The organism is Levilactobacillus suantsaii, assembly GCF_014069315.1.
GTDB lineage: Bacteria > Bacillota > Bacilli > Lactobacillales > Lactobacillaceae > Levilactobacillus > Levilactobacillus suantsaii.
In genome coordinates this window covers 1,251,664-1,275,473 of sequence record NZ_CP059603.1, presented here as the reverse complement: position 1 = coordinate 1,275,473, position 23,810 = coordinate 1,251,664, and the positions used below count along the sequence as shown (strand labels likewise).

Sequence of the window (23,810 nt, the reverse complement as noted above, 5' to 3'; positions counted from 1 at the left end):
ATTGTATCAGTTGCACTTGTCGGCGTCAAGCTTAAATTTAAATTGCGGATAGATATCCATAAATCAAATCTTTATGCATTCAGCTGCTTTGTGACAACAGCTAATATCATATCAATCATTCCCAAGTCGGTCAAGCTTTTTCGTCAATAAATAACTAAAAAGCCTTATTCTCAGTTAATCTCTCACTTTAGACCACTTAAGAGGCTAAACAAAACGGAACCCACAGCACCAGACCATTTAGTCTGGACCGCCGGGTTCCGTTTCGTTATCGCTATAACTTCAATCCAAGAACGACCGCTTGATTAATCACGATACCGTCGAACCGGTCGGTCCCGACTACTCGTGGCCAACTGATTCAAGAAGCGGGCCAACAGCGTGTGCATGGTCTCCTCATCCGTGGCGTCCGCCAACGCAACTTTAGTCCGGGCCGCGTGCGGAATCCCTTTCAGATAGTAGGCCACCTGATTGCGAAAGTCGCGGGGGCCATCTTGGGGGCCCTTGGCTAAACATAGCGCGTGCAAATGTGCCTGGGCCCATTTTACCTTCTGTGTTGGGGTTGCTTCCGGTAAGAGTTCCCCCGTTGTCAGGTAATGATTAACGCGTTTCAATAACCAGGGATTCCCCATGACGGCACGCCCAATCATCACAGCATCCGCGCCAACTTCCGTCAACATGCGTTGCGCATCTTGTGGCGTCCGCACATCGCCGTTGCCCATAAAGGGAATGGTCAGCTGTTGAGCCACTTGCGCCAACAACTCCCAATCGGCGTGTCCCTGATACATTTGTTTCCGTGTCCGCCCGTGCATTGCCAGGGCGCTAGCCCCCGCACTTTGCGCCGCCAACGCGTTATCCACTGCGTACAAGTGGTGGTCATCCCAACCGGTCCGCATCTTGACCGTGACCGGCTTGTCTACGGCCGCCACGACTGCTTTAACCATGTGGTAGACCTTATCTGGATCCAGTAGCCATTTTGCCCCGGCTTCCGTATTAACCACCTTATTGACCGGGCAGCCCATATTAATATCAATGATATCGGCTGGAGTCTGTTGATCCACAAACTGAGCGGCCTGGACCAAAGTTTCCTCGGTGCCGCCGAAGATTTGGATGCTCATGGGGTGTTCGTGCGGATTGACCGCCATCATGTCTAAGGTTCGAGGATTCTGGTAGTGAATCCCCGCTCCTGAAATCATCTCGCATTCGACCAAACCAGCGCCAAACTCCTTACAAATGACTCGAAAGGCCACGTTCGTCACCCCCGCCATCGGGGCCACGACCACCCGGTTAGGAATCGTGACGTTGCCAATTTTCCAAGGCGTATCGTTCATTATTTCGCCTGGGCGTGAGCTAAGATTGCCCGCAAGTCATCTTCTGAGAACTGATACTTGTTCCCACAGAAGTGACAAACGGCTTCGGCTCCGTGATCTTGATCGATCATCTCTTGAATAGCGTCGGCTGATACGGACGCCAGTGCGGAAGCAAAGCGGTCCTTTGAACAATCACACTTGAACTCGACCGGCAGCTTTTGCAAAATTTGAATGTCTTCGTCTGGGAATAAGAGTCGTAAAATGTCTTCCGGCTTTTGACCGTCCAAGAGGAGTTCCGACACCATCGGCATTTCCTTGAGCCGTTTCTCCAGTCGCGCAATTGCTTCGTCTGAAGCACCAGGCATCACCTGAATCATAAATCCACCAGCGACTTTGACCGTGTTATCAGGTTCTACGAAAACTGAGACCCCCACGGAACTTGGAATCTGTTCAGACTTCGCCAAATAATAGGTAAAGTCTTCACCCAATTCACCTGAAACCAATGGGACTTGGCCGGTGTACGGTTGACCTAACCCCTGATCCTTCGTGACCGTCAACATCCCGTTAGTGCCAACCGCCTTTTTAACGTCCAGTTTGTGCTTAGGGTTCAACGGCAAGCTCGTGTGCGGGTATTGGAGGTAGCCTTTGACCGTTCCGTCCGCATTGCCGTCCGCCACAATGGCGCCGACTGGACCGTGGCCGTCGACCTTGACCGTTAACTTCTCATCACCCTTAAGCAGTGACGTTGAGAGTAACACTGTCCCAATCAGGGTCCGGCCTAACGCCGCCGTTGCCGCGCTCCAACTATCATGGCGCCGTTGAGCCTCCGCGACCGTATCCGTTGCGTCCATGGCGTAAGCCCGAAACATGCCATCCGCAATTAAACTCTTAATTAAGTAATCTGCCATTCGTTTGTCTTTCCTTTCACCTGTCAGTTTATCATGCCTTACCATACCAAAAAAACGCGCTTTTGCAAATATCCCGCCTCTTAACATCCCAGACCAGAAACACAAAAAGGCCTGGGAAACAGTTCCCAGGCCCCTTGATGGTAGTGCTTATTCGGAATCATCTGAATGGTGCTCATCATCCGCTGCTGAGCTAGCCGCAGAACTCGATGCGGAGGAATCCCCGTCACCAGTTTGGTTGGCTTCGCTGCTGGCTGCTGACGACGCTAATTTCGCTTGCGTGTCGGCGTGACGAGCCGCTTCCCGACGTTCTAGTTCACGCTTGGATTCTTCAAACGTGGCCGCCTTTTCACTCGGAAATTCAGCATCGCTGTCCTTTTCCGGCATCTTCCCAGTCTGATACAAACTGAGAATTTGCTTTTCGTCCAGCGTCTCGTACTTCAGCAAGGCTTCCGCAATAATCTTGTGTTCTGCCTTGTGCTCTTCGAGGATCTTCCGTGCCGTCTCGTGCCCTTCGTTAATCAGGCGCCGGACTTCACTGTCAATCAAGCTGGCCGTGTGTTCAGAGTAAGCGGGTTGGTTATAGTACCCGGCCCCAGCAAATGGTTGGCCACCGGCACTTTCCAACGCCACCGTTCCGACGGCGTCACTCATTCCGTATTGGGTCACCATGGCCCGCGCAATCTGCGTGGCTTGCTCAAAGTCATTCGAAGCCCCGGACGATTCGGAATGGAAAATCAATTCTTCGGCCGTCCGACCACCCATTAACCCGGCAATTTGTTCCATGGCGTTCTTCTTAGACATCAACATTTGATCTTCTCGTGGCAACATGATGGCGTACCCGCCAGCACGGCCCCGCGGAACGATCGTGACCTTATGAACAACCCGGGCGTCGTTCAAGACCAAGCCCACCAGTGTATGACCGGCTTCATGGTACGCCACGGTCTTGCGTTCCTTAGGACTGATGACTCGGTCCTTCTTAGCAGGCCCGGCAATGACTCGGTCTTCGGCTTCGTCTAAGTCGGAAGCATCGACCTGCGTCTTATTCCGCCGAGCAGCTAACAAGGCCGCTTCATTCAAGAGGTTTTCCAAGTCAGCCCCGACAAAGCCCGGCGTCTGCTTGGCGATTTCTTTCAAATCGACATCATTAGCCAATGGCTTGTTCTTGGCGTGGACCTTCAGAATGGCTTCCCGACCCTTAACATCTGGTCGGCCAACCAAGATCTTCCGGTCAAACCGTCCTGGCCGTAGTAAGGCGGGGTCCAAAACATCGGACCGGTTCGTCGCCGCCATGACAATGACGCCTTCGCTTCCGGTAAACCCGTCCATTTCAACCAGTAATTGGTTCAGCGTTTGTTCTCGTTCGTCGTGGCCACCGCCCATGCCGGCACCCCGTTGACGACCAACCGCATCGATTTCATCAATAAAGATGATAGAAGGTGCGGCCTTCTTGGCCTGTTCAAACAGATCCCGGACACGGCTAGCCCCGACACCAACGAACATTTCCACGAAATCAGAACCTGAAATCGAGTAGAATGGAACGCCAGCTTCACCGGCAACGGCCTTCGCCAACAACGTTTTCCCAGTTCCTGGCGGGCCCTCGAGCAAGACCCCGGATGGTATCCGGGCGCCCAACGAAACAAATTTCCGCGGATTCTTCAAGAACTCAACCACTTCGACCAGTTCTTGCTTTTCCTCTTCCTCACCAGCAACGTCCGCAAAGCGAACCTTGTTCTCTTTACTGTCCGCCGGTTTGGCTTTGGACTTCCCAAAGTTCATGACTCGACCATTGCCGCCACCTTGGCCGGCTTGACCCATCATCATGTAGAAGAAGAAGAAGAAGAAAATGACTAGTGGTGCAGCGTAAACTAATAAGTTCAGCCAGAAGCCGCTTGATTCCTCCGCTTTGGTATTCATCTTGACATTGTGCTTCTTGGCAGTCTTATCAATCGCGGAAACCGTCGAGTTGTTAGTCAAGACTTGGGTGCTAAAGGCCGTTACAGCAGTACTCTTCGAACCACCTAGGCTAAAGCCGGTGTTCGTGGTCCGCTTTTGCGCGTTCCGGTACTCCCCGGTAATCTTGTAGACGCCCCCGGAAGGCTGAATAGAAAAACTCTTAATCTTATTCGCGTTCAGGTCTTTGACGAATTGACTCGATTGGATTTCTTGGGATTGTGAGTTGGTGTTATTTCCATTAAATAAATAGAACACACCAATGATCAACAAGAAGACCACAATGTAAAACAGGCTGCTACGAAACAGTCCGTTTCGTCGATTATTCATGTCGTGCCTCCTTTACCCACAGTTCCCAATCTAATCACAGATGGGAACGAAATTTAGAGCTTATGCCCCTTTAACTAAATAAGATGTTATCACAATTGACTATCGTTGACTAATTATTTATCTATAAACTGCCGGCTTCAAAACACCGACGTACGGGAGGTTACGATATTTTTCGTCGTAATCCAACCCGTAACCCACGACAAACTCACTAGGGACGTTGAAACCTACGTAATCCGCCTTGGCTTCAACCACGCGGCCACTCGGTTTATCCATCAACGTGCAGACCTTAATGGACTTGGCTTGCCGTTCCTTCAGTAAGTCTTCCAAATACTTCAAGGTCCGTCCGGTATCGATAATGTCTTCAACTAACAAAACGTCCCGTCCGGCAACGTCTGTGTCTAGGTCCTTCAACAGGGTGATGGTCCCCGAAGAAGCCGTGCCCCCGTGATAACTAGAGACATCAATGAAGTCAATTTCGGCGTAAATATCCATGTCCCGAATCACATCGGTCATGAATAAGATAGCCCCCTTTAAGACACAGATAATCAACGGCGTCTTTCCTTGGTAATCCTTTGCCAACTGGGTCCCTAAACGTTTACAAGCCGCGGCTATGTCTTCCTCGCTGTACAGGACCTTTTCAATATCGTTATTCATGCTGTTCCCCTTTCGCCGATCTTGGCTGAATGCCAATGTGATAGTTTGTCGTGTGTGCCCGTGGCGGTAAGACCGACCACTTCACACCCAGAGCCGCCAAAACGGCGCCCTGCGCGGTGACTAAAACGGCCACCTGCGCCCGTTGCGCTCGGGGCACCTTCGCGTTGATCAGTGCGCGCCGAACCGTCTGATGTTGCCCATTAGCTAACCGCAAAGTATCAGCAGCTTGCCACGAGCGGACCGTCAACGGAAAATCAGCGGTGGTCAACGCGACCACTTGCCGCTGGGGCAACGCCGCGGGTGGCGTTTGAAAAACGCCCAGCAACCGATTGTCCCCAACCGGTTGCCATTGGTTCAAGTCTACCATAAAACTAAATTTCGCCACGGATTTTTCTCCGAATTTTGTGGACTTTTTTAAGTGAAATGTCCGGTACTGCTTCGTCAGGACCCAACCGGCCCCCAAGTCAATCTGGCCTGTGGCTCGTTGCGCGTTCCCTAACAGGTGCAATGCCTGGTCGAGCCGGGTCGCTTGCGTACTTAAAGTGGGCGCTAGTCGCTTGATCAGCCGCGCTAACAATAACCGTTGTTCGCTCACCGGCTGAGCTAGCAGTAACGGGATTCGCCCACTAACCGGCTGCCAATTCGTGACGATGATCGCCAGTTGCGCGTCCAACGCCCGGTCAGCCACTTGCAGGACCGCCGTAAGTTGCTGGCCGTAGTCGACCAGGTGGGCGCCGGCCTGCGGATTTTGCTGGTGTAACACCGGTAGTACCTGGTGCCGGATTCGGTTGCGACTAGCCACTAAATCTTGATTCGTCGCGTCTTCAAACCATGGAATCTGTTGTGTCGTGGCGTACGTGCGTAACTGTTGCTTGGTAAAAGGCAGTAATGGGTGAATCACCCGCCCCACGCCTAACGGTCGACTCGCCGCCATTCCCGTGAGTTGGGCCAGATTGCCGCCGCGCAAAAGCTTGAGCAAAATGGTCTCGGCCTGCTCATCGCTTTGGTGCGCCGTGGCGACCCAGTCAGCGTGCTGTTGCCGGAGTTGTTCGGCAAAGAAAGCGTACCGAAACTGCCGGGCCGCATTCTCCAGTCCCTGTTTGGGGTGTTGGGTACGCGGCCAGTGGGTCACCACTAACGGCAACTGCCGCTCGGCACACCACCGCGTCAAAAAGGCTTCTTCGCGTTGGCTCTGGGCCCGTAGTTCGTGGTTCACGTGCACCACGGTCAACTGGGGCCGCTCAGCCGTTGGCAAGTTTGCCAGTAAGGTCAACAGCACCATCGAATCCACCCCCGTCGACACGGCCACCAATCCCCGCTTAGCCTGAGACCAGGAGTGCTGGCGCCAATGCCGCCGAAATTCAGTTTCCAATGTCACGTGGGCCCTCCCCCTTTACTTGACCCGGCCACTCTAAAACAAAAGGGCCGCAACGGGTGCGACCCTTGTTCGTTCTTGATCGTCAACGTGGCGAGCAGGTTCTAGCTCCGCCGACCGCCACGACCGCCGCGCTTACCTTCAGTATTGCGTTTGATCGTTGCTAACCGGTCTTCACTTTGCTTCAAGAACCCCGACATCATATCGTCAAAATTCTCTTTATGGTTCGAGTGATGCCCAGCAAATCGGCCGTTAGCCGATCCATGGTGGGAGCGTGAGCCATTATTTTCAAAGCGCCGATTACCACCATGACCGTGCTCACCGTGACCGCCGCAGTTATTATGGAAGTTGCCCCGGTGTTCGTTGCCGCCGCGATGATCGTTATTGTGCGGTCGATGGGCGTGTTCAGTTGCTGGGCGATCTTTTGCCTTACGGATCGATAACCCAATCTTCCCATCATTACCCACAGTCAAGACCCTAACTGTGACCTCATCACCTACGGATAAAACGTCGTGAATATCCTTCACGTATCCGTCAGAAATTTCACTAATGTGGACTAACCCGGTCTTGTGGTCACCCAAATCAACAAATGCGCCAAAGTTCGTAATTCCGGAGACCTTTCCGGAAACCTTAGCTCCAACCTCGATTGCCATAAACAAGAAGTTCCTCCTTAAAATAAGTGCCTTCAGTATACCACAACTCAAGCTAATCCCAAACCTTCAAAATCGGGTTTATTTCGCGGTGCGAGTGGGACGACGTCACCGTGAATTTTCCGTGATTTTGGCCTTTCAGTTACACTTGATTGCACCCTGAAAGTGGACTGGTCATTCCCTCCAGCCAACTACCATTCAGTCTAACATGTTTCTTTGGTCCACCCCCAAAAATAATCAGAAAACTTCGGGTTATGGTAACCGTTTTACTAGGTCAGCCACCTAACTGATTGCCCGCTCACTGAACAAGGTGACACGCAAAAAAACGAGCTTCCAGGGGGGGTGCCCCCTAGAAACTCGTTAGTCCGTTTAATTTGTCCCTACTTCTCAGTCACGTCCTTAGCGTGATCTCCGGGTAAGCTATAAATAGTCTCCCCGGACTTCGAGTAGTAATACTTCGAGCGAATCAACTGCCCCAAGTAATCCTTATTATTGAGCTGTTTAACTTTTAACTTCAACTTAGCGTTGGTGTCCTTGGCCTTATCCAAGCGTTGTTCGCTGGCTTCGACTTTCTGGTTAACGTGATGCAGACTTGCGTTCGTCCGGACCAATTGAACCCCCAAGATCAGCGCAAACACAGCAAAAACCGCAAAAATCCGTAATGCTCGCCGCACCCGTCGCCGTTTCAACCCATGATGCTGAATCGACACCGTGGGTTCCTTTTGTCGTGCTAGCTGTCGTGCATACTCATTTTCTAAGTGTTGGACCTTGGTTGTTTGGACCGGTTTATCGTCTGCCATTCTCGTTCACCCCACAGAACTCTACCAGATTAGTTAACTTGAGTATAGCAACTTTCAAATTGACCGTCTAGTTTATTGACCACAATGTAAAACATTCGTCATATTTAATCGGTTAAAGTTGCCGAAAATCTTGAGCGTAGTCTTCCTTGACGATGGTGTACATCCGTTCCGCATCGTCCTTCTTGGTGGTTTCTAACAAAGCGTCAACCTTGACAGTTAACGTCTTATTACCAAACTTGATCACCAACTCGTCGTTCGTCGCCACGTCACTTGAGGACTTGGCGACCTTGCCATTGATCAGAATGCGACCCTTGTCGGCGATTTCTTTAGCGACCGACCGCCGCTTGATAATCCGTGAGACTTTCAAAAATTTATCTAAACGCATTTTATTTTCCTCCATGTTGAGTCAATTTTTGCCAGTAACGTAAGAGCCCCGCCGCGTGCGGTAAGGTTAGCCATTCACGCACGGTGAGTAACCGGCAACTAAGCGCCGCCACGATAAACACCACGACGCCCACGCCAATCACCACGACCAAGGCCCCACCGATTGCTAAGCGACTCTGGGTAAGGGCCGGGATCAGAGCCTGCAAGCTCAGTTTAGCGATCGTTACAGTGGCTACCATCCCGGCTAAACACCCGATGAGTTTCACCCCGAACGCCACGGTCCAGATTCCCCGGCGCAACTGCGGTGCCGAGCCGAACCAAATGATGGCTGTCATGACCGCTAAACTGCCGACGGTCACCAGACTGGCGCCCAGGCCACCCCAAAGGTGCACGGCGGTCTGATTCACGCTAGCTTTGACCACTAAGCCGCTCAGTAACGCGACCACGGTCAATTTAAACTGATTGCGACTCTGTAACACACTATTATAGGTTTGAATCAGCGTCGCAAACACGATGCTGCCCATATAAATCGCCAGCATCTCCGTTCCCTTTGCATCCCCAAAGAGCAACTGGTTGATCCAGGGCATCAGGGTAATCAAGCCTGCACTGGCCGCCGTTGCAATCACCAAAGCCAGCCGCATCATGGTGGTGGTCAGGCGTTTAAAGGTCTGAGCTTGCCGGTGATGGGCCGCACTGGTCAAGGCCGGCAACAATGACGTTGCAAAAGCAACCGCCACGACCAAACCTAATTGGACCAGGGGCTGGGCCCGATCATAGACCCCCTTTAAACTCTTGGCGGCCGAATTACTCATCCCACCAGCGACTAGCCCGTTTTTAACGGTAAAGGAGTCAATCAACTGCAAGACCACCATGATGGCCGTTAACAAGCACAGGGTGCCACCTTCGACCAATAACCGGCGGCCTAAATGTGGCGTTGCCGTTACGGGTCCACTCACCGGTCGGCGCCAATGCGGTAGAGCGGCCCAAGCAGCTAAGGCGGCCAAGGTCCCACTGACCATGGTGCCGGTCCCCATCGCGTAGACTGACCAGTCGTGGGTGGTCGCCCACCAGGCAACCACCAAAATAATCACGACACGCACTAGTTGTTCGATGACCTGTGAGCGAGCCGTGGGGAACATCTGTAACCTTCCCTGGTAATACCCGCGGCTTACGGCTAACTCGGGCATCACCAGAAACATCCAGGAGACCATCCGAATCAAAGCGGTCAACCGGGTGTCCCCCATGCCTAAGGCTAGCCCGGGCGCCCCCAATTGCAATGCCAAGAACAATCCCACGGCCAGCCCCAACGTCCAGTGGTAGACCCGCCGAGCGACCCACTGCTGACTGGCCAGGTCGGGCGCGTCCGCCACTAACTTAGAAATGAACACCGGTAATCCGCTCAAAGCCAAAGTCATGCCAATCCCGTACAACGGGTAGACTTGCTGGTAGACGTAAAAGCCGGTGTCGCCCACCAGGTTTTGAAACGGGACCCGGTAGATTGCACTTAAGACCTTCGCAATGAACGCCGCACTGGATAAGACCAAGGCGCCCCTTAGGGTTTGAGTTACGTTGCGTGCCCCCATGGCCGCCCTCCTTTACTGTGACCTTATTTACTCGTCGATGATTGGTCGGTCGACTTTTGCGGGGCCGTGGTCTGCACCACGATGTCGCGTAACGCCGACACGAACTGTTGCACTTGTGGCAACCAGTCATCGACCGTCATCTTCGGTTGGATGACCAGCTTCACGTGCAGCCGGTCGTCGTTGATGGTGACCGTCGCCTTCAGCTCAGTTGCGGCCAAGGCCTTGAAGACGTCTTCGCCGCCGAGAATATCGGTCCCCTGTTTAGAGACCGTGACGAAGACATCGCCGTTGACCCGCCGCAGCTTTTCAATCAATGCCAAGTCGGCAGCCAGCTTCAACTGGCCAATCGTTAGCAACTGGGCCACGGGCTTCGGGTAGTCGCCAAACCGGTCAATCAGATCAGCTTGAATCTCACTGACTTCATCGTCACTATCCAACTGCCGAATCCGCTTATACATCTCGATTTTCTGTTGTTCGTCTTCGATGTAGTCGCTCGGCAGGTAGGCTTCCACACCCAGTTCTACGGTGGTATCCGTCTTCGGTTGCGCCGTTTGTCCCCGCTTCTTGGCCACGGCATCGCTGAGCATCTGGGTATACAAGTCGTACCCCACGGAATTGATGAACCCGTGTTGTTGCTTCCCCAGCAAATTACCCGCGCCCCGAATCGAGAGGTCCCGCATGGCAATTTTAAAGCCGGACCCTAATTCGGTGAAGTCCTTGATGGCCTCCAGGCGCTTTTCACTGACTTCGGTCAAGACCTTATTCGGTTGATAGGTGAAGTACGCGTAGGCCACTCGGTTGCTTCGGCCAATCCGTCCGCGCAACTGATAGAGCTGTGACAGGCCCATCCGGTCGGCATTTTCCACGAACAAGGTGTTCGCGTTCGGGATATCGATTCCGGTCTCGATGATGGTCGTGGTGACCAACACGTCGTATTCACCGCGCAGAAAGTCAAAGAGGCCCCCTTCAAGCTGGGCCTCGGTCATCTGCCCGTGAATGTAGCCAATCTGCGCTTCCGGCACCAACGCCTGAAGCTGACTAACGGTCTTCTCGATGTCGTCCACCCGGTTATGCAGGTAGAAGACCTGACCGCCCCGTTGCATCTCCCGGCGAATCCCGTCTTGAATGGCCCCCGCATTTTGTTCCATCACGTAGGTCTGAATCGGGAACCGGTTCGCCGGTGGCGTCTCGATCACGGAAAGGTCACGGACCCCGAGCATTGACATGTGCAAGGTCCGCGGAATCGGCGTTGCGGTCAACGTCAACACATCCACGTTGGCCTTCAATTCCTTCAACCGTTCCTTATGCTTGACCCCGAAGCGTTGTTCCTCATCGACCAGCACCAAGCCTAAGTTCTTGAACTTCACGTCTTTCGACAATAACCGGTGGGTCCCCACCACGATGTCGAGTTTCCCACTTTCCAGGTCCTTTAATGATTGGTGGATCTGCTTGGTGGTCCGGAACCGGGAGAACATCTCGACGTTGATGGGGTACCCTTCAAAACGGCTGACCATGATGTCATAGTGTTGTTGCGCCAAAATGGTCGTTGGCACCAGAAAGGCCACCTGTTTGCCGGCTTCGACCGCCTTAAAGGCCGCCCGTAACGCAACTTCGGTCTTCCCGTAGCCCACGTCACCGACTAAGAGCCGGTCCATCGGCCGCGACTTCTCCATGTCGTGCTTGACTTCCTTGATTGACCGTAACTGGTCCGGCGTTTCCACGTACGGAAAACTTTGGTCAAAGTCGATCTGGAGACTATCATCCGGCGGGAAGGCATAGCCCTTTTCTGCCGCCCGCTTGGCGTAGAGGTCGACCAATTCATCGGCGATATCTTCAATCTTTGCGGCGACCTTGCGCTTAGTCTTGGCCCACTCGGAGCCGCCCAACTTGTTGATGCGGGGCTTCTTGTCTTCCGACGACACGTACTTTTGAATCAGGTTAAGTTGGGTGACCGGAATAAACAACTGCGCGTTGTCCTGATAATCGATGGTCATGTAATCCTGATGGACCCCATCGACGGTCAACGTCTGCATCCCGATGAACTTCCCAATCCCGTGGTTGACGTGCACCACGTAGTCACCGGGTTTTAAATCAGTGTAACTCTTTAAACGTTCCGCGTTGGCCATGTTCTGCCGTCGCGGCCGTTTCTTCGTAATCTTTTGAAACATCTCGGCTTCGGTGATGACCACCAAGTTAGCTTCCGGCAATTCAAAACCGGTCTGCAGCCGTTCCGGGACCAACTGGGTGATTCCTGGCTGGAGATTCTCCCGCTTGGTCAACACCACTTGAATCTCAAAGTCGTCTAGCGTTTTTTCAATCTTCGCCAACCGTTCTTCGTCCTGAACCAATAGCACCACGGTCTGCTTCTGGTGGTGCCAGCGGTCGATTTCAGTCTTCATCACGGGTAACTGGCTAAAGAACTGTTGCATGGCCCGCGTCACCACGTTGGTCACCGCCGTGAATCGGAGATTCCCCATCCCCTTTTGAAACAGGGCCAGCATAATCTGCGCATGGGGATCATCGCGCACGATGGGCCGGAGTTCCCCGCCGAAGGTCTGCTTGGCAAAAATCTGGTGGTGGGCCAGCTTATCAGTCGCCCAATTGGCTTCGTCTTCTAAGAGCTGACGTTCACCATCTTGCAATCGAGCGTAATCGCCGAATAGCACGGTCCCGTCCGCCGCCAGGTAATCCAAGATCTGGTGATGGTCCGGAAACAAGTAATCGGCAAATTCCATCAGTTGCGGGTCGATGGATCCCTTCTTCAAGCCATCGATCAATGGTTGGACCTGGGTGGTCAACGTCGTGGCATCGTCCGCTGATAGCTCAGCGGTCTGCGTCGCTAACGCCTGGCTCAACGCCTGGGCCCCTGCCGTCCGTTCCGCTGCCGTTAAAATAAAGTCGGTCGCGGGTAAGATTTCAACTTGGTCGATGTTTTCCACACTGCGTTGCGTGGCTGGATCGAAGTATCGCAGCGAATCCACTTCGGTATCGAAGAAGTCGATGCGGACCGGATAGTCCGTGCCCAACGGATAGATATCGACAATTGACCCGCGGACCGCGAAGTCCCCGGGTGCTGCGACTAATTTTTGGGGCGTATAGCCCATGGCAAAAAGCTGTTGCTGTAACTGTTCTAGGTCCATGTCGGCACCCACTTTGACGGCAAATCGTGCCGCCGCAAAGTTCGCGGGGGCCGGTAAGAAACGCCGCAAGCCCGATAAGGCCGTGACGACTACGACCGGCCGGTCACTTTGTAACGCCCGTAAAGCAGCGATCCGTTCCGCCCGGTACTCTGGTGAACTGGTCGCGACTTCCGCCGCTAACAATTCTTCCACCGGGAACTCGTACAATTCGTCGTCACCTAAGATATTGGCCAGGTCTTCCACCAATTTCCCGGCGTGGTAGAGAGTATCCGTCACGTACACGATCGATCGTTGCTGGTCATGAAGGAGGCTAGCAATCAGCAACGTCTCGGCCGAACCGTTGAGCCCGGTCACGAGTTGTCGCTGACCCGGCGCAACCGCCTGCCGAATCGCCGTGTAGGCCGGTGTTTGGGTCAAAAATCCTTCTAAATTCACACGAATAACTTCCTATCTTAGTTGTACTGGTTCATTAACTGCGTAAATTCGGTCCCCGCAACCCAGTCTTCCAAGGCAGCAACGGCGTGGTCACTGGCTTGATTGAACAATGGTTGTTGCTCGGCCGTAAAGCGCCCCAACACGTAATCCACGACGGTGTGCTGTTGCGGGTGGGCAATGCCGACTCTGACCCGAGCAAAGTTCTGAGTGCCTACGTGCGCAATCAAACTCTTGATGCCGTTATGGCCACCGGCAGAGCCGTGGTTCCGGAGCCGAATCCGCCCTAATGGCAAGTCCATATCGTCTTGGACGACAATCAAATCACTGACGTCTACTTTGTAGTACTGCATCAGCGGGTGAACGGCCCGACCCGACTCGTTCATAAACGTCGTCGGTTTCACGATCATCACTTTTTCACCGTTGACTAGGCCCGTGCCGTACCGAGCGTTCATCTTGCGGGTCGTCAGGTCAATTTGGTGAGCCCGGGCAAACGCATCGACCACCATAAAGCCGGTATTGTGGCGCGTATTATCGTACTGGGGCCCAATGTTACCCAAACCAACAATCATTTTCATTTTAATTAAGTTCTCCCTTAGCATGCGTTAGATTTTAGACTAGAAACAAAATAGCTGGACGGAAAAATTTCCCGTTCAGCTGGCTGTTAGCCTTACCGTTCTTAGTCAACTGCTCCCAGTATAGCACAGTCCCTAGGCAAGTTCATCCACCACGACCGGGCACAGTCGTTCACCTGGTATTCCCCCTTAGTTTGTGAAATTTCCTCGTTCCAGTCGTAGTCGCTGGTTACGGAACATGTTATACTTACTGATGGGTATTATAGCGTACCTGGATGTCAAAATTTATTAGGAGATGAAGAATTTGACTGCTAAGAATCATCAAAAAGTTGTTTTAGTCGGTGACGGTGCCGTTGGCTCGTCTTACGCCTACTCAATGATGAACCAAGGTATTGCCGAAGAATTCGTAATTGTGGATGTGATTAAGAAGCGGACTGAAGGAGACGCATTGGACCTTGAAGATGCCCAAGTCTTTACCGCTCCTAAGAAGGTTTACTCCGGTGAATATTCTGACGCTAAGGATGCTGACGTTGTTGTCATCACTGCTGGTGCCCCACAAAAGCCCGGCGAAACACGGTTGGATCTGGTCAACAAGAACTTAAAGATCTTGTCTTCCATTGTTAAGCCAGTCGTTGATTCCGGTTTCGATGGTATCTTCGTCGTTGCTGCTAACCCAGTCGACATCTTGACCTACGCTACTTGGAAGTTCTCTGGCTTCCCAAAGGAAAAGGTTATTGGTTCCGGGACTTCTCTGGACACGGCCCGCTTACGGGTTGCTTTGGCCAACAAGATTGACGTTGACCCTCGCGACGTGAACGCCTACATCATGGGTGAACACGGTGACTCCGAATTCGCCGCTTACGACGAAGCAACGGTTGCCGGCAAGCCATTGAAGGCCATCGCCAAGGAAAAGGGCTTGACTGACGATGATCTGACTAAGATCGAAGACGCTACCCGGAACAAGGCCTACGAAATCATCAACCGCAAGGGCGCAACTTTCTATGGGGTTGCCACCTGCTTGATGCGGATCACGCGCGCTATCTTGCGTGATGAAAACGCCGTCTTACCTGTTGGGGCCGCATTGAACGGCGAATACGGGTTGGATGACATCTTTATCGGAACGCCGGCGGTCATCAACGCTAACGGTTTGGCTAGCGTGGTTGAAATCCCACTTTCCGACAAGGAAAAGGAAGCTATGGCTAACTCCGCCGCAACCTTGAAGAAGGTTACGAAGGATGGCTTAGCTGCCCTTGAAAACAACTAATTACCACCGTTAAATGCGTCCCGCGAACTACTGGTTTACAGGGCGATAGCAGGCTACCTTGACAGAACATGTTGAGGTGGCCTGTTTTTTTGTGGCGTACAGGTTCCCCGCCCCAGCGGGATTTCTCCACCAAACTAACTCTTCAAGCTGAATGATAATGCCCAGCCAGGATAATTCATCAGCAAAACTTTCAGCCTGCCAAAGTTTTTTCAAAATGAGATGAAGCCTGTTATATCAACGTTGCAACCCCTCACAAAAACTGCGTTTACATTGTCTTTTAAGGCTATTTGAAGTAACCTGATGATATGATATTGGTGACAGTTAAGGATGACGATTTTTCCTCCACTGGCTCATTTCTAGGAGGGGTAATAATATGAAAAAACGAAAAGCAATCGTGATTGGCCTGGTCACCGCCTGTGTTGCGGTGGGCGCCATTTACGTTGGAGAAGCACTCCATTATTCATCCGCTAACGCCTTTTTTAAGGATACAGAAATCGCGGGCGTTAACGTTGGGGGCAGCACAGCCCAACAAGCGGCAGCCAAACTCAAAAGTGCAATGCGTAACCAATCGTTGACGTTGAAGGACGGTAACCAAACCGTTGCCACGTTCAAGACCCAGCAAGCCAACCTCAAGGTCACGTCAACGAAGGCCCTTCAACAACTTATCAATCGACAAAACGTCTGGCAGTGGCCGGCGCATTTGACGACTGCGACCGCGGATAGTTTGAAACTCAACGCTAGCGATCAAAACCAACAAAGCATTTTAGCCCTTGCCAAGCGGCTGACGGCGAAAGCCAACACCAGTCGTAAGGCGGCAAAAGACGCTTCGTTCACCTATCAAAACGGCCATTTCAACGTGACGAAGGAAGTTAAAGGGAACCAATTGGACGCTACTAAGGTCGCCGCGTCCATCACCGCCGCCATCGAAAAGGGAACCTCGACGGTCAACGTGGCGGGTGACTACAAGCAACCCAAGGTGACGACAACTAGCAAGACGTTCAAGACAGCCAAGACCACGGCCGAAAACATCACCAAGCAAAGTTACGTGTACAAGTTAAGTGGCCACAAGATTACCATCCCGGCGGCCACTCTGGGCAGTTGGTTGACCTTTAAGAACGACAAGTTGACGACGAATACCAAGGCCATCAAGACCTACTTGACTAAGCTCAGCCACAAGTACGGGACCATCAACAAGACCCGGTCCTTCAAGTCTACCAAGCGGGGCACGGTCAAGGTCAAGGCAGGTTTGTATGGTTGGAGCATCAACGTCAAGAAGGAAACGCCGGTCCTCAACAAATTGGTCTTAGCTGCCAAGGGGATGTCCCGGACCCCTACGATTCAAGGATCCGGTTACCACAGTAACGGTACGGATATCGGCAACTCCTACGTGGAAGTTGATAAGAAGAACCAGCACATGTGGGTCTACAAGAACGGCAAGGTCGTTGTTTCTACCGACGTGGTCACAGGTAAACCAACTTCAGGGAACCACACGCCATCTGGGGTATGGGTCATCTGGAGTAAGCAACGCAACACTACCCTCCGCGGTGAAAATGACGATGGCTCCAGCTACGCGTCGAAGGTGAAGTACTGGATGCCCGTTGATGACACCGGAGTCGGAATTCACGACTCCTCCTGGCAACCAAAGTATGGGGGCAACTGGTACGTTAAGCACGGCTCCCACGGGTGCATCAACACGCCACCTTCCAAGATCGCGTCAGTTTACGCGAACGTTAAGGTCGGCACGCCCGTCATTATCTTTTAATTAAATTCTCAAAAAGTCAGGTCAAGGTGACCTAGTATGATCACCCTGACCTGACTTTTTTGTGATCCACCCCAATTCGCGCCACTCCTGATTTAGATGGTCACTCACAGTGGGGGAGTTCCCCCCACCTTTACCAACAATTTACTACCGTATTTCGACCGGATATGGTATGATTAGGAAAGATTATGAGAGTTTTTCTAATTTTTTAGGAGGTCATCTGCTATGTTGCTTAAATCCCTAGTGAAACCGAAAGAACGGTTAGTGACGGTTCGCGAGGATATTACCCTGGAACAGGCCTTAAAGGTCTTGGAAGATTCCGGATACCGTTGTGTGCCGATTCTCGATGAAACCGGGCAAATTTTTCGGGGAAACATCTACAAGATGCACATTTACCGCCATAAATCACGGGGCGGCGATATGCAGTTACCCGTGACATCCCTACTGAAGAATGCGACCAAGTTCATTTCTGTGAACGCCGCCTTCTTCAACGTCTTCTTTTCCATTAAAGATTTACCTTACATCGCGGTGTTAGACGACAAAAACGCCTTTTACGGTATCTTGACGCATACTCGCTTGATGGACATGCTGTCCCAATCCTGGAACGTCAACATCGGCAGTTACGTGTTGACGGTGGTCTCCGCCGGTGAACGCGGTGACCTTGAAGGCATGGCTAAAGTCATCACCAAATACACCTCGATTGCCAGTGTGATTAGTCTGGACGCTCAGGAAGGCGAACTGGTCCACCGCACCATGTTCACCTTGCCCGCCGAGGTCGATGAAGACAAACTCAACCGCATCGTCCACGCTCTAGAACGTAAGGAGTTCCACGTACCTGAAATTGAAGACCTCCGCCACGAAAGTTAACTAACGCTAACCAAAATAACCTGAGACGATTTGTGACCAAATCGTCTCAGGTTATTTTGGTGGCCGCACCAACGTCAAAACGCGCCCGCTACTGCACGCGCGTTTGCCGGTTCGGCTGTTGATTGTTATGTAATTTACTTTTATTTCGATTAGGCCGTTTCTTCCGGGACCGATCCGCTAAACCAATGCTGGTCGCTAGCGCGGCATCGACCGCTGCCATCGTCTTGGCATCTAGATGTGTCACCTGATCTTTTAATCGTTGCTTATCGATCGTCCGTACCTGCTCAAGCAAAATGACGGAATCCCGCTCGATACCGGTATCATCCGCCGAAATTGCGACATGGGTCGGCATCTTCGGCTTCTCGATCCGGGCGGTGATTGCCGCCACGATTACGGTTGGACTATAGTGGTTCCCCACGTTGTTTTGAATCACCAACACGGGGCGCATGCCACCCTGTTCCGAACCAACGACCGGTGATAAATCGGCGAAGAAGACGTCACCGCGTTTTATTTCAACACGGGCCATGGGCCGCCATCCCCTATCTTCAATTATAGTTAATGTTGTGTCATCCGAAATTGAGTTAACCGGCGCTCCGCTTCTTCCTCGCAGGGCGTAAAGGCGCGCGTTAAATCCCGATTGATCAACGCCATCGCCTGGTAACCAATAATCAATGCCAACCGCTGTGCAGCTGCCGCGGGTAACGGAACTAACGCCTGACGCCGAACACGGCGAGAAATCTGCACCCGAATTTTAGGGTGGACTGCTTGTTGAGACCGGATCATGGTAACCCTCCTTGTTATGAGACAACCTTCCCATATAGTTTACCACGAATCGCGTACCCGCGAAACGACAATCCTTGTCAACGACTTATCTGCTGACCTAATTACGTCGTAAGCCCAATCCCCCGGGCACACCAACTGGTTTAGCCACCAGCCAAACGTTCCGCATGGTCAAAACGGCTGACCGAGATTTAATTCACATACCGCCGGGGTAACCGACTGGTAAAACCACAAGCAATTTCATAATGAATCGTGTCACAGTAATCGGCTACGTCCTGCAACGTGATCTGCCGCTGGCCATTTCTCCCGACTAACGTGACCCGGGTGCCCCGCACGAAGTTTTGGGGTAACCGAATCATCAACTGGTCCATGCAGATCCGGCCGATAATTTCACAGAACTGGCCGCCAACTAAAACGTGGAACCCTTGCAAACGGCGTTCGTAACCGTCAGCGTATCCAATCGGAACCGTCCCGACCCATTCGTCGGTTGGCGCGGTGTAGGTCGCCCCGTAGCTCACGGATTCCCCAGCTCGTAGACGTTTGGTATAAACCAGTTCACTTTCCAAGCTCATGGCTGGTTGTAACGGATACGGCGTGGTTGGAATCGCCGTACCGGACGGATTCAAGCCGTAACCGGCGACTCCGAAACGAACCATGTTGCCGTTGCAAGCGTCGTGCCACAGACTGGTCGCTGAATTCGACACGTGCACGTAGCGCGGCCGGAACGGCAAAATCGCCACCATTTCCTGCCACTTGGCTACCTGTTGCTTGAAGTAGGCCTGGTCGGGATCATCGGCCGTCGAGAAGTGGGTAAAGATGCCCTCGAAGTTGAAGTCATCCGCCTCGGCCCCCAAAAAGTTCAGGGCGGCTTGTAACTCAGCAGTGGTTCGGAACCCAATCCGCCCCATTCCAGTGTCTAAGCCCAAGTGCACGTTCAGCGGTCGGTTCGGTACCGTTAATTTTAAGTAACGACTGGCCTCGCGCATCCAGTTCAAGTCGGCCACCGTCGCCGAAATGCGGCTCTGGGCCATCAACGGTGCATCGGCTGGTCGGGTCACGCCTAACACCAAGATGGGCTCATTGAACCCAGCTGCCCGTAACTCTAACGCTTCATCTAAAATTGCAACACAAAACCCGGTCGCACCAGCATCTTTGGCGACTTGGGCCACCTGCACGGCACCGTGGCCGTACCCGTTAGCCTTCACGACCATGAATAATTCACAGTCGGCCTTTAAGCGGCTGACTTCTGCTTGAATATTCGCGTGTAACGCCTGACAATCGATCACCAACTGGGTTGGCCGATGTTGTCCTACTGCCATTATGACTGCCCTCTTTCTAAAATAACCTGCGTCATCACCACGGTCGCGGTATGCGAGATCGACACGTGGGCAACGCCCCCAAACGGTTGAAACTTCACGACGGGCCGCCCGGACTCATCGTCACGCACTTCCAGGTCTTGGAAGCTAAACGCGTGGCCGATACCCGTGCCGAGCGCCTTACCGTAGGATTCTTTCACGGACCAGCGCCCCCCCAAATACTCAATGGCGCGTGACCCACTTAATTGCTGATAGTCCACTAATTCACCGGGGGTCAGGACCCGCGCTAAAAAATCGGGGTAACGGGCCACGACTTCCTTGACGCGGGCGAGATCCGTGATATCGATACCGGTGCCATAAATCATGGTGTCACCCCCTAAACATCTAAGCCATATTTTACCACAGCCATCGCTCGATGGGGGCGGTGTTTGATTGGTTCCCCCGAAATATCCCCCAACTGTCCCCGGGAGTAGGCGGTAGACTGCGTCCTAATCTACCAGCCACCGTGTCCCCCAGTTGACAGCCCCTTGCTCTGCGCTACAATGGACCTTATACCTTTTATGAAGGAGTTGGCCTTATTTGAGTAAATTTATCGGTCTGACAGCGGACGTCTTTTTAGATCCCACGTCCGTCATCAATCAACAACGTGCCGATTTCGTCCCCCGCGCGGCCGTCAATGCCGTGTTGGCAGCCGGCGGCATTCCCGTTAGCCTGCCCTACCTTCCCGAAGACCGGGTCGATGCGCTTTTGGAAAAATTGGACGGTGTGATTTTGACTGGCGGCACGGACCTTGACCCGACCTTAGTCGGCGATAACCCCCTTCCCCAACTAGGTCGCACTTACCGGCCCCGTGATCAGTTCGAGATGACTTTGGTCACCCAGGCAGCCGCGCGGCAAATTCCCATCCTAGGCATCTGCCGGGGCATGCAGGTCTTAAACGTCGCGCTGGGCGGGTCGGTCTATCAAGACTTGCCGACCCAATACCCTGGCAAACCACTCTTGCAACACCACCAAAGCGCGCCGGGGGACCTGCCGACTCACCGTGTCACGATTCAGCCGTCCGCGTTGCAAGCGGCCATCGGCACCCACCCACTGGTCAACTCGCGCCACCACCAAGCCGTGAAGGCTCCGGCCGCGGCTTTACGAGTGGTCGCCACCGCACCTGACGGGGTCATTGAAGGGATCGAGTCGTCTGACGCCTTATTGCAGGGGGTCCAGTGGCACCCTGAAAACCTCTGGACGACCCGTCCGGAACAACAAGCCCTGTTTCAGGCTTTTGTTGACCGACTCAACTAAATCATTGATAAAGTAAAACTGGTAATCCTCACGGGGATTACCAGTTTTTTTCATCCCGGACGCGTGGTCATCCTTAATCGTGTGCCCACACGTCACCGCGCGACCGGGACTGATCTTGAGTCATTTCCTATTCCGCCGCAGCACTTGGGTGGACCAAATCCTTGGCGACTAATCGTTCGGCAATCTGGACGGTGTTCCAGGCTGCCCCCTTCAAGAGGTTATCCGAAACGGCCCAGAGATTGAACGCGCCCGGGTTCTCCAAGTCGGGCCGAATCCGGCCGACGAAGGTCTCGCGCTTGCCCGTGGCGTTGATGGGTTGCGGGTACACCTGGTGGGCCGGGTCATCTTCCAAGACCACGCCCGGAGCGGCCTGAATCGCCGCTCGTAAATCAGCGACCGTGGCATCAGGTTTACCGGTGTCAATCCAGATGGATTCCCCGTGGCTGATGGGGACGGGGACCCGCACGCAGGTTGCGGTGACCTTGATCTTTGGTGAATCCATGTCCCCCAACATGATCTTCTTGGTCTCGTGAATCATCTTCCATTCTTCGTGGGAGTACAGATTATCTTCCAAGACGTCGATTTGCGGCAACAAGTTGAAGGCTAACGGGTAATGGTGTGCCTCACCCTTGGTCGGGAAGATTTGCGCTTGCATCTCCTTATGGTCGAGGTAGTCTTGCGCTTCTTGGTAGAGCTCCGTCAACGCCGTTTGTCCGGCGCCAGAAGCGGCTTGGTAGGTCGACACGATAATCTGCTTTAAGCCCACCGCCTGGCGAATCGGCTCCAAGGCCACCATCATCATGATGGTCGAACAGTTGGGGTTGGCAATGATGCCGTGATGCTGGGCTAAAACGTCCTCGTTAACTTCCGGAACCACCAACGGAATTTCCGGATCCATCCGAAAAGCACTGGTGTTATCGACACACACCGCCCCGCGCTTGACAGCTTCCGGCAAAAATTTCTTCGACACGGATCCGCCAGCTGAAGCCAGCACCAGATCCACCCCCGTAAACGATTCGGGCGTCGCTTCTTCCACGGTCACGGGCGTGCCTTTAAACGTTAAGGTCTTCCCCGCTGAACGCTTCGACGCCAACAAATGTAAGTTGGCGACCGGAATCGTCGAGTCCGCTAACTGTTCAATCATGCGGGTGCCCACAGCGCCCGTCGCACCTAGAATCACAACCGTATACCCTTCACTCATAAACCTGTCATCCCTTCATTAATTCTCTAAACTCATTTGTCAAACGCGCTGGGTCAACTTTTCGGTAAAGACTGCCAAGCGCTGCATAGCCGTTTGGATATCGGCCATCGACGCCGCGTACGAAATCCGGAAGTACCCTTCGCCGCTGGCCCCGAAACAGTTGCCCGGAGTCACGCCGACCTTGCCGTCTTCGGCTAACTTTTCCGCAAAGGCCACGGAACTCAGATGAAACGCGGCCGGAATCTTGGAGAAGGTGTAAAACGCGCCGGCGGGCGTCAACGTCTCGTAACCCAACTCGTTTAGCTTAGCGACCACAAAATCACGCCGCTTTTCGTACGCCTCTTGCATGGGCTGCGCGTCGGCTAAGCCAGTCGTTAAGGCCTCTAATGCCGCGTACTGCGCGGGGTTCGACACGCTGGTCACGGCGAACCCATGGAGCTTAGTGGCGTTGGCGATAAAGTCCGCCGGGCCCACGAAGTAGCCGACCCGGTAACCGGTCATCGCGTGCGACTTCGACAAGCCGTTGACCAAAATGCTCCGACCCGGTAAGAGTTCGGCCATCGACACGTGTGGCTGCCCGTACGTCAATTCGGCGTAAATCTCATCGGTCAGCACGTACATCGCGTGTTGTTCGACCACCGCGGCAAGCTCTTCCAGTTGCGCGCGGGTGTATTCGAACCCGGTCGGATTGCCCGGAAAGTTTAAAATCAAGGCCTTGACCTGGTTAGGCCCTTCGCGGTCGATGACCGCTTGCAGGCGCTTGCCGGTCAAGCGAAACCCGTCTTCCGTGGTGTCGATTTCAACGGGGATCGCCCCGAAGAGCTTGACCACGGCCATGTACAGTGAAAACGTCGGCGTCGGAATCAAGACCTTATCGCCGGGGTTCAACATCGCCCCTAACGCTACGAAGATGGCTTCCGTCGCGCCCACCGTGACCAAGACTTCGGTTTTAGGGTCGTAGTTCACGTCAAAGCGTTGTTTCAGGTAACTACTGATAGCGGTCCGCAGGGGTAAGATCCCCTTTTGGGGCGCGTAATGGGACTTGTTGTCCACGATACTTGTGATGGCCGCTTGCTTGACGTGTTCGGGCACGTTGAAGTCCGGTTCCCCTAACGTCAATTTAATCAAGTCAGGAATTTGCGCGAAGTAGCGAATCGGCGAAATTCCGATAGGTGCGATTGTTTGGTTCACAATGGGACGCACGTTTGAATCTAATTGGGGCATTGGCCCTCACCTCGTTCA

Annotated in this window: 21 protein-coding genes; 4 read left to right on the top strand and 17 right to left on the bottom strand. The window is 53.2% G+C overall.

Features of this window, described 5'->3' with window-relative positions; genetic code table 11:
• Positions 1–302 precede the first annotated feature (302 nt).
• From dusB to pth, 11 genes are all read right to left on the bottom strand, one after another.
• Positions 303–1,325, bottom strand: a complete 1,023-nt coding sequence (gene dusB / locus H3M12_RS05815) for a tRNA dihydrouridine synthase DusB (protein ID WP_129032646.1) — start codon at positions 1,323–1,325, stop codon at positions 303–305.
• Positions 1,325–2,212, bottom strand: a complete 888-nt coding sequence (gene hslO / locus H3M12_RS05810; RefSeq protein ID WP_129032647.1) for an Hsp33 family molecular chaperone HslO — start codon at positions 2,210–2,212, stop codon at positions 1,325–1,327. Before hslO ends, dusB begins: the two co-directional genes overlap by 1 nt.
• A 147-nt stretch (positions 2,213–2,359) precedes the next feature.
• Positions 2,360–4,492, bottom strand: coding sequence for an ATP-dependent zinc metalloprotease FtsH (gene ftsH / locus H3M12_RS05805; RefSeq protein ID WP_182150507.1), 2,133 nt, complete (start codon positions 4,490–4,492; stop codon positions 2,360–2,362).
• Positions 4,493–4,609: 117 nt separating this feature from the next.
• Positions 4,610–5,146 (bottom strand): hypoxanthine phosphoribosyltransferase, encoded by a 537-nt coding sequence (gene hpt / locus H3M12_RS05800; RefSeq protein ID WP_129032649.1) that lies wholly within the window; start codon positions 5,144–5,146, stop codon positions 4,610–4,612.
• Complete coding sequence (gene tilS / locus H3M12_RS05795; RefSeq protein ID WP_129032650.1) at positions 5,139–6,524, bottom strand: tRNA lysidine(34) synthetase TilS; 1,386 nt, start codon at positions 6,522–6,524, stop codon at positions 5,139–5,141. Before tilS ends, hpt begins: the two co-directional genes overlap by 8 nt.
• Positions 6,525–6,625: 101 nt before the next feature.
• Positions 6,626–7,174, bottom strand: coding sequence for a S1 domain-containing RNA-binding protein (locus H3M12_RS05790; RefSeq protein ID WP_129032651.1), 549 nt, complete (start codon positions 7,172–7,174; stop codon positions 6,626–6,628).
• A 377-nt stretch (positions 7,175–7,551) separates the two neighbouring features.
• On the bottom strand, positions 7,552–7,971 hold the full coding sequence (locus H3M12_RS05785; RefSeq protein WP_129032652.1) for an FtsB family cell division protein: 420 nt from the start codon (positions 7,969–7,971) through the stop codon (positions 7,552–7,554).
• A 112-nt stretch (positions 7,972–8,083) separates the two neighbouring features.
• Complete coding sequence (locus tag H3M12_RS05780; RefSeq protein ID WP_129032653.1) at positions 8,084–8,356, bottom strand: RNA-binding S4 domain-containing protein; 273 nt, start codon at positions 8,354–8,356, stop codon at positions 8,084–8,086.
• Between the two features lies 1 nt (position 8,357).
• Positions 8,358–9,938: a polysaccharide biosynthesis protein gene (locus H3M12_RS05775; RefSeq protein WP_129032654.1), complete on the bottom strand. Its 1,581-nt coding sequence runs from the start codon at positions 9,936–9,938 to the stop codon at positions 8,358–8,360.
• Positions 9,939–9,961: 23 nt separating this feature from the next.
• Positions 9,962–13,513 carry a transcription-repair coupling factor gene (gene mfd / locus H3M12_RS05770; protein WP_182150506.1) on the bottom strand — a complete coding sequence of 1,184 codons (3,552 nt, stop codon included), beginning with the start codon at positions 13,511–13,513 and terminating at the stop codon, positions 9,962–9,964.
• 17 nt (positions 13,514–13,530) lie between these two features.
• Positions 13,531–14,088, bottom strand: coding sequence for an aminoacyl-tRNA hydrolase (gene pth, locus H3M12_RS05765; protein ID WP_129032656.1), 558 nt, complete (start codon positions 14,086–14,088; stop codon positions 13,531–13,533).
• A gap of 292 nt (positions 14,089–14,380) precedes the next feature.
• On the opposite strand from pth, the gene H3M12_RS05760 reads away from it, so the two are divergent.
• From H3M12_RS05760 to cbpA, 3 genes are all read left to right on the top strand, one after another.
• Positions 14,381–15,349 (top strand): L-lactate dehydrogenase, encoded by a 969-nt coding sequence (locus tag H3M12_RS05760; RefSeq protein ID WP_182151037.1) that lies wholly within the window; start codon positions 14,381–14,383, stop codon positions 15,347–15,349.
• 373 nt (positions 15,350–15,722) lie between these two features.
• On the top strand, positions 15,723–17,111 hold the full coding sequence (locus H3M12_RS05755) for a L,D-transpeptidase family protein (protein ID WP_129032658.1): 1,389 nt from the start codon (positions 15,723–15,725) through the stop codon (positions 17,109–17,111).
• 222 nt (positions 17,112–17,333) lie between these two features.
• Positions 17,334–17,975 (top strand): cyclic di-AMP binding protein CbpA, encoded by a 642-nt coding sequence (gene cbpA, locus H3M12_RS05750; protein ID WP_129032659.1) that lies wholly within the window; start codon positions 17,334–17,336, stop codon positions 17,973–17,975.
• 88 nt (positions 17,976–18,063) lie between these two features.
• On the opposite strand, the gene H3M12_RS05745 is transcribed toward cbpA, so the two are convergent.
• The 4 genes from H3M12_RS05745 to acpS all read right to left on the bottom strand — a co-directional run bounded on the left by H3M12_RS05745 (position 18,064) and on the right by acpS (position 20,436).
• Entirely contained in the window at positions 18,064–18,501 is a 438-nt protein-coding gene (locus H3M12_RS05745) for a type II toxin-antitoxin system PemK/MazF family toxin (protein WP_129032660.1), read from the bottom strand.
• A gap of 29 nt (positions 18,502–18,530) precedes the next feature.
• Positions 18,531–18,758, bottom strand: coding sequence for a hypothetical protein (locus tag H3M12_RS05740; protein ID WP_129032661.1), 228 nt, complete (start codon positions 18,756–18,758; stop codon positions 18,531–18,533).
• Between the two features lie 188 nt (positions 18,759–18,946).
• The gene (alr, locus tag H3M12_RS05735) at positions 18,947–20,074 is read right to left on the bottom strand and encodes an alanine racemase (protein WP_129032662.1); all 1,128 of its coding nucleotides are present in this window, start codon (positions 20,072–20,074) and stop codon (positions 18,947–18,949) included.
• Complete coding sequence (gene acpS / locus H3M12_RS05730; protein WP_129032663.1) at positions 20,074–20,436, bottom strand: holo-ACP synthase; 363 nt, start codon at positions 20,434–20,436, stop codon at positions 20,074–20,076. Before acpS ends, alr begins: the two co-directional genes overlap by 1 nt.
• Positions 20,437–20,650: 214 nt before the next feature.
• Between acpS and H3M12_RS05725 the strand changes: the two genes are divergently transcribed.
• Entirely contained in the window at positions 20,651–21,367 is a 717-nt protein-coding gene (locus tag H3M12_RS05725) for a gamma-glutamyl-gamma-aminobutyrate hydrolase family protein (protein WP_129032664.1), read from the top strand.
• A 127-nt stretch (positions 21,368–21,494) separates the two neighbouring features.
• Here the strand turns inward: H3M12_RS05725 and H3M12_RS05720 are convergent, their stop codons facing one another.
• Together H3M12_RS05720 and H3M12_RS05715 are read right to left on the bottom strand one after the other, a co-directional pair.
• Positions 21,495–22,568, bottom strand: coding sequence for an aspartate-semialdehyde dehydrogenase (locus H3M12_RS05720; protein ID WP_129032665.1), 1,074 nt, complete (start codon positions 22,566–22,568; stop codon positions 21,495–21,497).
• 39 nt (positions 22,569–22,607) lie between these two features.
• Positions 22,608–23,792 (bottom strand): aminotransferase class I/II-fold pyridoxal phosphate-dependent enzyme, encoded by a 1,185-nt coding sequence (locus H3M12_RS05715; protein ID WP_129032666.1) that lies wholly within the window; start codon positions 23,790–23,792, stop codon positions 22,608–22,610.
• Positions 23,793–23,810: the final 18 nt, after the last annotated feature.

What these genes read in the sequence shown, in the direction of transcription:
- hslO (WP_129032647.1), bottom strand. Translation starts at nt 2,212, where the DNA reads ATGGCAGATTACTTAATTAAGAGTTTAATTGCGGATGGCATGTTTCGG.
- pth (WP_129032656.1), bottom strand. Translation starts at nt 14,088, where the DNA reads ATGAAAATGATTGTTGGTTTGGGTAACATTGGGCCCCAGTACGATAAT.
- ftsH (WP_182150507.1), bottom strand. Translation starts at nt 4,492, where the DNA reads ATGAATAATCGACGAAACGGACTGTTTCGTAGCAGCCTGTTTTACATT.
- H3M12_RS05775 (WP_129032654.1), bottom strand. Translation starts at nt 9,938, where the DNA reads ATGGGGGCACGCAACGTAACTCAAACCCTAAGGGGCGCCTTGGTCTTA.
- H3M12_RS05760 (WP_182151037.1), top strand. Translation starts at nt 14,381, where the DNA reads ATGAAGAATTTGACTGCTAAGAATCATCAAAAAGTTGTTTTAGTCGGT.
- hpt (WP_129032649.1), bottom strand. Translation starts at nt 5,146, where the DNA reads ATGAATAACGATATTGAAAAGGTCCTGTACAGCGAGGAAGACATAGCC.
- H3M12_RS05740 (WP_129032661.1), bottom strand. Translation starts at nt 18,758, where the DNA reads ATGATCCGGTCTCAACAAGCAGTCCACCCTAAAATTCGGGTGCAGATT.
- acpS (WP_129032663.1), bottom strand. Translation starts at nt 20,436, where the DNA reads ATGATTTATGGCACCGGTATCGATATCACGGATCTCGCCCGCGTCAAG.
- H3M12_RS05780 (WP_129032653.1), bottom strand. Translation starts at nt 8,356, where the DNA reads ATGCGTTTAGATAAATTTTTGAAAGTCTCACGGATTATCAAGCGGCGG.
- H3M12_RS05755 (WP_129032658.1), top strand. Translation starts at nt 15,723, where the DNA reads ATGAAAAAACGAAAAGCAATCGTGATTGGCCTGGTCACCGCCTGTGTT.
- alr (WP_129032662.1), bottom strand. Translation starts at nt 20,074, where the DNA reads ATGGCAGTAGGACAACATCGGCCAACCCAGTTGGTGATCGATTGTCAG.
- H3M12_RS05720 (WP_129032665.1), bottom strand. Translation starts at nt 22,568, where the DNA reads ATGAGTGAAGGGTATACGGTTGTGATTCTAGGTGCGACGGGCGCTGTG.
- dusB (WP_129032646.1), bottom strand. Translation starts at nt 1,325, where the DNA reads ATGAACGATACGCCTTGGAAAATTGGCAACGTCACGATTCCTAACCGG.
- cbpA (WP_129032659.1), top strand. Translation starts at nt 17,334, where the DNA reads ATGTTGCTTAAATCCCTAGTGAAACCGAAAGAACGGTTAGTGACGGTT.
- H3M12_RS05715 (WP_129032666.1), bottom strand. Translation starts at nt 23,792, where the DNA reads ATGCCCCAATTAGATTCAAACGTGCGTCCCATTGTGAACCAAACAATC.
- H3M12_RS05785 (WP_129032652.1), bottom strand. Translation starts at nt 7,971, where the DNA reads ATGGCAGACGATAAACCGGTCCAAACAACCAAGGTCCAACACTTAGAA.
- H3M12_RS05745 (WP_129032660.1), bottom strand. Translation starts at nt 18,501, where the DNA reads ATGGCCCGTGTTGAAATAAAACGCGGTGACGTCTTCTTCGCCGATTTA.
- H3M12_RS05790 (WP_129032651.1), bottom strand. Translation starts at nt 7,174, where the DNA reads ATGGCAATCGAGGTTGGAGCTAAGGTTTCCGGAAAGGTCTCCGGAATT.